The sequence below is a fragment of the Methanosarcina spelaei genome (assembly GCF_002287235.1).
Lineage (GTDB): Archaea > Halobacteriota > Methanosarcinia > Methanosarcinales > Methanosarcinaceae > Methanosarcina > Methanosarcina spelaei.
In genome coordinates this window covers 1-9995 of record NZ_LMVP01000073.1, presented here as the reverse complement: position 1 = coordinate 9995, position 9995 = coordinate 1, and the positions used below count along the sequence as shown (strand labels likewise).

The 9995-nt window shown below is 39.4% G+C and carries 9 protein-coding genes; all 9 read left to right on the top strand.

The genetic code is table 11. The annotated features are described in order from the left end of the window. Positions 1 to 278, top strand: a 278-nt coding sequence (locus tag ASJ81_RS22640) for a hypothetical protein (protein WP_170943211.1), incomplete at its 5' end; no start/stop codon positions are given. Positions 279 to 355: 77 nt separating this feature from the next. After that, positions 356 to 2338, top strand: coding sequence for a type II secretion system F family protein (locus tag ASJ81_RS05500; protein ID WP_095643613.1), 1983 nt, complete (start codon positions 356 to 358; stop codon positions 2336 to 2338). A 634-nt stretch (positions 2339 to 2972) separates the two neighbouring features. Further along, entirely contained in the window at positions 2973 to 3515 is a 543-nt protein-coding gene (locus ASJ81_RS05495) for a DUF7344 domain-containing protein (RefSeq protein ID WP_052723378.1), read from the top strand. Positions 3516 to 4323: 808 nt separating this feature from the next. Beyond that, positions 4324 to 4854 (top strand): TasA family protein, encoded by a 531-nt coding sequence (locus ASJ81_RS05490; RefSeq protein WP_095643612.1) that lies wholly within the window; start codon positions 4324 to 4326, stop codon positions 4852 to 4854. 48 nt (positions 4855 to 4902) lie between these two features. Continuing rightward, on the top strand, positions 4903 to 5529 hold the full coding sequence (locus tag ASJ81_RS05485) for a TasA family protein (protein WP_095643611.1): 627 nt from the start codon (positions 4903 to 4905) through the stop codon (positions 5527 to 5529). Between the two features lie 109 nt (positions 5530 to 5638). Further along, positions 5639 to 6118 (top strand): signal peptidase I, encoded by a 480-nt coding sequence (locus ASJ81_RS05480; protein WP_095643610.1) that lies wholly within the window; start codon positions 5639 to 5641, stop codon positions 6116 to 6118. A gap of 30 nt (positions 6119 to 6148) precedes the next feature. Beyond that, positions 6149 to 7183 (top strand): hypothetical protein, encoded by a 1035-nt coding sequence (locus ASJ81_RS05475; RefSeq protein WP_095643609.1) that lies wholly within the window; start codon positions 6149 to 6151, stop codon positions 7181 to 7183. Positions 7184 to 7198: 15 nt separating this feature from the next. Then, the gene (locus ASJ81_RS05470; protein ID WP_095643608.1) at positions 7199 to 8230 is read left to right on the top strand and encodes a signal peptidase I; all 1032 of its coding nucleotides are present in this window, start codon (positions 7199 to 7201) and stop codon (positions 8228 to 8230) included. Between the two features lie 338 nt (positions 8231 to 8568). After that, positions 8569 to 9576: a DUF5305 domain-containing protein gene (locus ASJ81_RS05465; RefSeq protein ID WP_095643607.1), complete on the top strand. Its 1008-nt coding sequence runs from the start codon at positions 8569 to 8571 to the stop codon at positions 9574 to 9576. Positions 9577 to 9995: the final 419 nt, after the last annotated feature.

Here is a 9995-nt window from a genome sequence, read left to right as displayed (position 1 = left end):
AGCGAAAATCACTGCCAGATCGAAAACATCATGACAGCGTGATCACAAGCCTTTTCAAAAAACTGCTTGACCGCAAGCCTTTTCAAAAAAGGCTTGAGCGAAAATCACTGCCAGATCGAAAACATCATGACAGCGTGATCACAAGCCTTTTCAAAAAACTGCTTGACCGCAAGCCTTTTCAAAAAAGGCTTGAGCGAAAATCACTGCCAGATCGAAAACATCATGACAGCGTGATCACAAGCCTTTTAAAAAAAGGCTTGATCGAAAATTACCGATAAACCTAAAACATCATAACGGCGTGATCAACCGGCGCAACGGTTGCTATACAAGAATATAGCTGCTTAAGAGGGGGAATATGACTTATACTATTCTGGATGAACTAGCATACCGGTTTTATGGGGACTTCTTCTATAAAAATAAAGAATATTTCCAAGATTTAAAAGTAAAAATACGCTATTCTCATATTTCTATGTCAGTAGACCAATACCTTGCTTCTACTTTAATGTACTCAGTAATTGCAGGAATTGCCTCAGGAACTTTTGGCTTATGGTTAGGATTCAAAACCTTTGGGAACCCAGTTTCCCGACTTAGCCTTTTTGTAGATCCCAGACGTGCCGACATTGCAGGTGAATATGTATATCCTCTCGCAATTCTAGTTGGTCTTATACTGTTTCTTGTAAGTTTTTTTGCAGTACTTCTCGTGGCATATGTTTATCCTTATTTTCAGGCTAATAATCGACAAGCTTCTATCGATAAATCCATGCTTCCGGCGATAAACTATATGTATGCTCTGACAAAAGGAGGTATGTCAATCTATGATGTGTTCAGGTCTTTGAGCAGACATGCATACATATTTGGTGCAACTGCGGAAGAAATCTCCTACATTGTAAGAGATATGGACTACCTGGGAAAGGATTTCATAAGTTCCCTTAAAGTTTCCAAGGAACGCACCCCTTCAGAAATTTTCAAAGACTTCATTGATGGATTGATCATTGTTTCAAGCAGCGGAACCATTACCGAATATATAAAAAACAAGTCCGAGCAATATCAGGGTCTGGCCGAGATGGCAAATAAAAACCTGCTACAGAGACTTGACGTACTTGCCGAAATCTACGTGACAGGTCTTGTTGCAGGCCCTCTTTTCATAATGGTAACCCTTGTTGTACTACAGTTTTTCCGGCCGGCTTCAGCTCAGATCCTTTACATGCTTATTTATGTGATATTACCTCTTGCAACCCTGCTATATTTAGTACTTCTCGATACTATGGGAGAACTTTCCATTGCTCCGAAAAAAGGTAATGTTCGCAGTTTTACAATAAACCTTTCCGATATCCCAGAAATTGATTCCGGGCTTACTGAAGAGGAGGAGCAGAAAAGGAGAAAAACGTACCTATTGTACAGGAAACTTTATAGGTTCAGAGACATGGTGTTCAACCCTTACAGGACTATCAGGAATGAGCCAAGATACACGTTTTTCTTCGGAGTTCCGCTTGGAGTGTACTATCTTACTCAACTTCCAAGAAACCTTAGAAACAGACTTTTTTCTAGTTTCCATCACCTGAACATAGGTTTTGACCATGTCACTGACAGTGCTATAACGTTAATTACTGCTGTTGATGATTATTTTGTCATTTTTATTGTCGTTGCCCTGATCCCTTTTATAATTTTTTATGAAATCAAGGCGTGGAGGATGCGCAAAATCGACGAGAAAATGCCTGATTTTTTGAAAAGTCTTTCCAGTATGAACGAGTCCGGGATTATGCTTGCAAATTCCTTAAAAATAATAGCTGAATCTAAACTGGGAATCCTTAGTAAAGAACTTAAAAACTTAAAGGAAGATCTTTCCTGGGGCACTTCCACATCTAAAGCCCTTATGAACCTTGAGAGCAACATAAGAACACCTTCTTCAAGCCGAACTCTTCACATTCTAGTAAAAGCAAATGAGTCTACAAGTGACCTTAAAAACGTACTCTCGATTACTGCTAAGCAGGCTAGAAATGACGAGGATATGAAAAAAGAACGCTCATCATCAATGGTGGTCTACGTTGTTACGATCTATGTAGCTTTCTTCGTTTTCCTTTTCATAGTTTATATCTTGGCTACTAATTTCTTCCCTCAAACTGCTTCTTTCGCTACCTCTTCACAGGGAATGGGAAGAATTGGCGGATATTTTAATGTAGAAGAATACAGTATGCTCATGTTCCACTCCGCTCTGGTACAAGCTTTCACTTCCGGAATTATCGCCGGGAAGATGGGACAGGGATCGGTGTATCTGGGCTTGAAATACAGTGTAAGTATGGTAATAATAACTTACGTGGTTTTCACCATGTTTGTTTGATCTTTTCCAATTGTTTTGTTCTTGAATTTTATGGCTTATATAACTCTATGTTTTATCTGGAGGGTTTCAAGTGCTTCAGTTCCAAAACCGATTTCTTATTTCTTAAAAAACGATCTTTAAATTTATTAAAAAGTCAAGTTTTATGAATCAATTTTGGAGTCGCGGTACAATAATATCTATGTCAGAAAAGAGGTGATGTATCAGTTGCAACGCAGTTAACACTCTTAGCAAGAATCTCTCATTAGATATAAATTTTGTCTATTAATAGGCTAAAATATGTATTTATTCAAATTAATTATAACTAGTTTAAATAAATTGTCATAAAAAGTTATGTGCTTGATTACCTCTTTTTTCCTTATTAAATCCATAATATAAAATCTATGTTTTTCATAAAGCCTAAGATCTTCTTGCCAGTAAATATATTTAAAATCAGCATTCTGTGACTATAATCTCTATTGTTCTTCTTTTATTTTCTTGTTTTCAATATGATTACCCAGATGAATATAATATCTCAATTAATTAAAAATTTTAGGATTTTAGTGAACGACATCTTCATAAAAATATATAGTATACAGATTAAAAAAGTTTATATGTCTGAGTATAGATTCAAATTCATTAAGAGTGGGGTGTACTCATGACTGAGAGTGTAAATTATACAGGTAATTCGCAAAGAAGTATGCAGATGCAACCGCAGCTGTCAAAAAGCGATATTTTTGGAGTACTACAAAACGACAGAAGAAGGTATGTTCTTGAATTTCTCCGCACTCAGGGAAGCCAGAGCATACGTTCTCTGTCCGAAGAAATTGCTCGTGTTGAGTCCCAAACAGAAGAGCCGAAGAGTAACGTAAGAAAAAGCGTATATATTTCACTGCTCCAGACACATATTCCAAAAATGGAAAGCCTTGGAATCATTGCCTACAATAGGGAGCAGGACACTGTAGAACTTCTTCCTGCTTCTCGGGACTTTGATGTTTACATGGAAACCGTCAAAAAAGGGGACATCCCCTGGAGCCAGTTCTATCTTGGCCTGAGTGCGCTTGCTATTGTCGGCAGTGTCACGATTTTTACAGGTTTGATCCAGTGGATCTCAAGTCTCCAGTGGATGCTCTTTACAAGCATAACCTTCTTTGTATCCTCAGCCGCCCATCTGCGCCATGTCCGCAAGCTTGAAGAATAGCTCTCCACGTTTGCAACGCAACCGAAAACCGGTCAAAACCGGTTATCGGTTCCCTTTTTAGTTCTTTTTCGAAACATATTCTGATGATGGTAACCCGTCATTAAAGAATTGAAACGACTCAAACCTTCTACTTTTCCCGGAATCTTTTTGTTCTCTCAGGGCACAGGCAGTATATCCAGGCTTTACCTCCTCCTAAGTTTTCTTTGCTCACTCGCAAAGCAGTATATAAACAAGTTCTGAACAAGCAGGAACTTACACTAAAAATTATAGATTTTTTTCCCTGACATCCAGGTAACCTATCCTTTTCTAGAGCATCCTGACATTAACCTACTGTTACTTTCCTGCTGAACCTACAGTGCCTCTTACTAATGTTAATCTCCTCTTAATGGCCCAGAATTTCGACTAATTTGCCAATAACTATCTCCATACGGGCCATAGATGGGAATAGCTCAGATCGTGGGAGGGGGTGAAGGATCAAGCCTAGAAATGGGCTTCATCTATTTCCTTTGCAGTGATCTGGGAGTAAACGAATAAATTCCTCGGATCAAACGGAAGTGGAGGGGGTAAAGGATGAAGTCCAGAAATGGGCTTTTCTTCTTTCCTTTGCTACGATTTGGGGAGCAAATTGACAACTGAAAATTAGATTGATCAAGTTCAGATCGTGGGAGTGGGGATGAAGAGTGAAGATCTAATTCAGAAAAGGGTTTCTTCTCTTTTCCTTACAGCGATCGGGAAGTAAGTTGACAGGAAGTAAATTGACAATAATAAAATTGACAATAATAAAATTGATCAAATAGGTGGAAAGAAAATGCTTAACAAGAAAATGCTTTTGAGCGTGCTCATTGTCGGTGTAGTTGCCACCGTTGCAGGAGCTGGAACATGGGCAGCATTCAGTGATACTGAAACAAGTAATGATAACACTTTTACTGCTGGAACATTAGATCTGGTAGTGGGGGGAGTAGGAACATCTCTACCATTGACTGTAGAAAATGTATATCCTCAAGCCACAGGTACCATAGGAACAATAAGTGTGGAGAATGCTGGTACAATTGATGGAACGCTGTCTCTTAAAATAATTAACATTGTAGATGATGAAAATGGTGTCAATGACCCTGAGTCTAAGATTGGCGACACTGACGCTGCTGGTGAACTTAGCAGTCACTTGACGATCTATGCAAATGGTAATGTAGTAACTCCTGGTACAGCTATGTCAATTGGAGCTCTTGGGGCTGGAAGTAATCAAAATATAGTACTAACTTATGCAGTTGACGATGCTGACAACAGCATTCAGACAGACAAAACTACTTTTGATACTGAGTTTACTCTGGATCAGGCTTAAATTGAAATAGTGGGAACAAACCCCACTATTTTTTAGGAGGCATCAGAAATGAAAGTGATACCTTCAGTTCTGTTAATCTCTTTTGTACTCCTTTTGGCTTCCGCAGGTACATGGGCATCTTTAACTGATGTTGAGGCAGCTTCAGGAGAAGTAGTTACTGCGGGAACAATGGATCTGTACATAACGGATAACGGCCCAATCATAGACCATGAGTGGACGCTCACTCATATGATTCCTGGGGACAGTAAATCTGGTCAGCTTAATTTACACAACAATGGAACCGTTGCAGATCACGTAGAGATTACGTTCTCAACTGTTTGTCGAGATCCTGGCTATGAAGCAGGAGCAAATGAAGAAAGCGATACACTCAATGGTGCTGATGGGATGGATAAGTACTTGAAAGTGGTATCAATGTCATATATTAAATATGGATCGGGAATAAGTTCTGGAAATCTAGTTAAAGATGGGGTTTCATCTGTTATCACTGACAGAAACGGGAACGGTTACATTGACCTTGCAGATCTTAATGGTATAACGCTGGATAATCTGGATGCACCAGGACCTATGCAGACGTATCCCATAGACTTCGATATGGAAGTACGTTTCGATGAAAGTGCTCCAAATGATTACCAGGGAGATGAATGTATATTGACAATGAAGTTTGACCTGAAATAAGATCCAAGTCAGTAGAACCTAAGTCAGTAACAGAGCAATTAGAAGGAAAGGAAGCAAAAAAAGAAAACTGTGAATTTCCTTTCCCTTTCTATTTTTGGCATGAGAGTATATGAAAATAATAAAGTTTTTGATCGGGTTGATATTTATCGTCATCGTTGTACCTATAGTTGCAACCCTGGTTCCTACAGGTCCAGTCAAGTTCATGACTGTGACAGGAAGCAGTATGGAGCCCACAATAACATCCAGTGATATAATTGTGGTCGACACTACAAAAACGCAGCCAGTGGTTGGGGATATAGTGTCTTATCATCATACATTTGAAGAAAATCAGAGATTTATAGTCACACACCGGATAGTGGGAGTGGAGATCGGGGGGTACAGGACAAAAGGAGATGCATACACAAAGGCAGACGGCTACATTGTCAGTCCTGAAAACGTGATAGGAGTTATGTGTTTCAAAATCCCATACCTGGGTGAACTCGTTCACTTTGCAGGAACTTCTAAGGGACTCTTATTGCTTGTGATCTTCCCTGCACTGACACTGATCGTGCAGGAATTACGTGAGATTATTCGATTAATAGAGAGATAAACAAATTAAGGAAGATAAAGGAGGATAAACATGAGGGCGTTCGATAAAATAATACTTTTTGGAATGATGTTAACCCCTCTCGTTTTATCTGAAATTACATTCGCCTGTTTGACAGACAATACCTTTGCTTACTTCAGTGACATGGAGTACAGTACTGGAAACACAATAAAGGGAGGTACGTGGAACAACGAATCCAGCTTCCTTGTTGTATCCGACAGCAAACTCACCGGAAACGGCGAAAAGCTTCAAGGAATCACTCTTGATGTAAGTGATACCCAGAATGTGACTATTGATAAATTTCAGGTATGGTGGGATTCTACTCTAGAGGGTTCAAGCCATATAACGAGTATAGGCATAGACGGGAACGAGTTCTTTAGCGGTAGCCGGTCAGTAGGGGAAATTGTGGATGGGGAGGATTATCTGCTTGAAGCCGGGTCCTCTGCAAAACTTGATCTCTATTTTGACAGCAGTGTTTCGAATCTGGCCCCGTTCACCATTAACATTGTTATGAACGATGGATCTGTGAAGAGTTTTGTAACGGGTCCGAAATATCATTCGGATGTTACGGAAATCTTTAAGACGAATCAAGAGTCCAGTCAGAACGAACAGGAAGTTGAACAGGAAGTACCTTTGACAGAAGCAGAAGATAGTCAAGCGCAGGCAGAATCTGTAGACCGTCAGGAACCTGTAACAAATGAAGAAGAAAATCAGAATACTCCAGAAGCTTCTACAATCGATACTAAAGAAGAGAGCCAGGATGCAAAGGAACCAGCTGTTGAAGACTCCGAAGAAGAGGGCTATGATGGCCAGAAAATTTCCGTAACGGATGTAGAAGAGAGGCAAGATGAAGAGGGCCAGAAAGAACAGGAATCACCTGTAATAGACATAGAAGATGGTCAAGCACATGAAGATAGTCGAAAACTGGAAGATAGTCAAACACAGGAAGGGTCTGTAGATAGCCAGGAATCTGTGACAGGCACTATGGAAAGTAAGGGTTCGGACACTTCTGTAATAGATACTGAAGAAAAGAACCCTGGCACACAGGAAGCTCCTCTTGAGAACTAGCGGGTGAAGCGAAACATGAAGAAGAGAGAAATTATACAGGCTGTAATTATCTTTCTGATTGCGGCGTTTCTTGTCAATTCCTTAATTCCATTTTTTACAGGTTCAGCACAAGCTCTGATTGTGCTGAGCGGGAGCATGACGCCACTAGTACTGCCAGGAGATATGATAGTTGCAAAATCGATCAGTCCGGATGAACTTACGGTAGGGGATGTTGTAGTTTTCCGGGGTACTGGAGAGAAAGCTGACAGTCTTGTAACGCACAGGATTGTAAATATACAGGAAGGAAAAAAACGTGTCTTCCAGACGAAGGGGGATGCAAATGAGGAAATAGATGACTTTAAAGTCCCTGCATCCGATGTTGTGGGAAAACTGACTTTTGTTATTCCATTTGCCGGACATTTGCCTGAAGCTTCCAAAAATAAAAACCTGTTTTTCCTGACTGTCATTCTGCCAGCGGGCCTGATAATCCTTGACGAATTAAAACGCATTATTAAGTACAGCTCCCCAGCCCGAGCTCGAAAATCCGAACGAGAGCAGAATAAAGTTGCCAGACGCACTTCTTATGTATTCAACGGAGTAAGGTTGTCTGCACTTATTTTTATAAGTGGGTTTGTTTTCACAGGCATATTCTTGCAAAATCTGGGAGGGAATGGACCCGTAGTCCTGGAGAAAGAGTACAAAGTAGAAAACTCTGGAATTCTGCCGTCTGTATATGTTTTCACACCCGATAATCCGGCGCAAAAGTTTGCTATTGAACACTGGTACGGAGTTATTCCTCCAGCTAACTCAACTCAGGTTATTGCACCGGAAAATACTCCTGCAAAATTGAGTACAGTACCTTATATATTGCCGGTTTTCTGGATAACTGAGCTTGCGGAAATAAGTCCTTATCTCCCTACTGCTTTCGGTATCTTGCTTTATGTATCAGTCTTTACATTGCTTCTGTCTCCCTTTTGGTGCCGGAAATCGGGAATTAGATCGCATAAAAAAAAGATCTTGGTTCATTGGCTGCTTGCACAGAGTAAGAGGGCTCTCAATCTGGAATGAACTTACGAGGGGAACCATTCGGCTAAATCTAACTCTATGCTATCGTTTATATGTCTATTATCTCTATGTCTATTATCTCTATGTTTATTATCTCTATGTTTATTATCTCTATGTTTATTATCTCTATGTCTATTATCTCTCTATTTTTTACCTTCAACCAACAAATTATCTAGGTAGTAAATATCATCCAAAACCCAACACTTAACAAAAGATTTAAATGTTCAAATACTACACTATAAGGGAAAAATGGGGGTAAGATTCTGAAGGTTGCACTCCTTAAGCTTAAAAATGCAGTAATTGATAGGTTTCGAATACTCATCCTTATATTCGGAATAACTATGATTTTTTCCGGACTCTGGACTTATGAAGCATATGCAGGGGCCGCTTACGAAGAAAGGGAGGAAATAGTTTCTTCCTATACGCAGTATGGCTCGTACACTTATACAGCGCCTGTAACGAAGTCTAACCCCCTTTATACAATCGGGACTGTACTTGAAATGGGGAAGCCTGCGTATTTTTTTGCAGTATCCCCTACTGTTGATGTTTCTTTCACATACCACCTTAAAGCTACAGATTCTGCTAATATCAGCGTAAAAAGAGAGACAGTCATTGTTGCAACCAGTAAAGAAGTAGCTGAGGAAGAAGGGAAAGAAGACATAATCTTCTGGCAAAAAGAATTTCCTTTGAAGTCTAAAAGAGCGGTTGATATTGAAAACGACGAGCCTATCACCGAGACATTTTCCATTAATGTATCCGAAATACAGTCAATGGTCAAAGGTGTGCAGGACCAGCTCAAATACCCACAGGGGGCAACAGTAGAAATCATAACTCGCGTCAATTATGAAGGACAAGTTAACGGAAAATATGTCAACAATACAAAAGATTTTGCTATACCGTTAGTAATGGGTTCTTCATACTATCAGATGCCTGAAGAACTGGAGTTTAATGAAAGTACTGCTTTATATAAAAAGATCAGAGTCCAGAAAGACTCGTCACTGTCAAGCATTAAAAAACCATTGCCTATTTTTCTGCTCAGTATAGTTCTTGTAGGGACTATCCTCTCCTGCAGGAAGATGAAAAAGACTGAGCCATTATATATCGAAAAGCTGGAAATAGAACAAAGACGTTCACCTTTTAAGGAATTTGTCAGCAAAGGTAAGCTTCCCGAAAATATAAGTTCCCTTATTAGAGTTGAAATATCTTCTCTCCAGGAGCTTGTAGATGCTGCTGTTGATATGAATGAACGCGTAATCTATGATGCAGAAACCGGAGTATATTTTATAATTCATAGTGGCATAATATATGTTTTCCTGGAAAACTCAAAGGAAAAAACCAATGCTAGTTAAAAACTAAGTCAGGTTTCTGACTTCGTTTAGAACTTCCAGTAGCCATTTCCCTAAGCTCGAATTGAGATAATAACTGTGAATTTTCAAATAATTCTCCCAAAAATGATAACTGAAAAAGGTTGTTATTTGGGGATTCTGTGGAAAGTAAGATGAATAATAGTCAACACTGAACAAAAAATATCAATGAGTACAGACTCTTCCTGATTTGAGGGGACACGATGAAATAACTGGACCTGCCTGGGCATGATTAAAGTTCTAGCCAATTGAGTCTGTATAGCACGAGTTTATATTACACAGTCAGTTTAAGCTGTGTAACATTTATCTTTATAACTATAATCTCATTTTTAGCTAACTTAAGTTCTCAAGATAGTTCTCAAGATAGTTCTCAAGATAGTTCTCAAGATAGTTCTCAAGATAGT

What these genes read in the sequence shown, in the direction of transcription:
- ASJ81_RS05470 (WP_095643608.1), top strand. Translation starts at nt 7,199, where the DNA reads ATGAAGAAGAGAGAAATTATACAGGCTGTAATTATCTTTCTGATTGCG.
- ASJ81_RS05465 (WP_095643607.1), top strand. Translation starts at nt 8,569, where the DNA reads ATGATTTTTTCCGGACTCTGGACTTATGAAGCATATGCAGGGGCCGCT.
- ASJ81_RS05495 (WP_052723378.1), top strand. Translation starts at nt 2,973, where the DNA reads ATGACTGAGAGTGTAAATTATACAGGTAATTCGCAAAGAAGTATGCAG.
- ASJ81_RS05475 (WP_095643609.1), top strand. Translation starts at nt 6,149, where the DNA reads ATGAGGGCGTTCGATAAAATAATACTTTTTGGAATGATGTTAACCCCT.
- ASJ81_RS05490 (WP_095643612.1), top strand. Translation starts at nt 4,324, where the DNA reads ATGCTTAACAAGAAAATGCTTTTGAGCGTGCTCATTGTCGGTGTAGTT.
- ASJ81_RS05480 (WP_095643610.1), top strand. Translation starts at nt 5,639, where the DNA reads ATGAAAATAATAAAGTTTTTGATCGGGTTGATATTTATCGTCATCGTT.
- ASJ81_RS05485 (WP_095643611.1), top strand. Translation starts at nt 4,903, where the DNA reads ATGAAAGTGATACCTTCAGTTCTGTTAATCTCTTTTGTACTCCTTTTG.
- ASJ81_RS05500 (WP_095643613.1), top strand. Translation starts at nt 356, where the DNA reads ATGACTTATACTATTCTGGATGAACTAGCATACCGGTTTTATGGGGAC.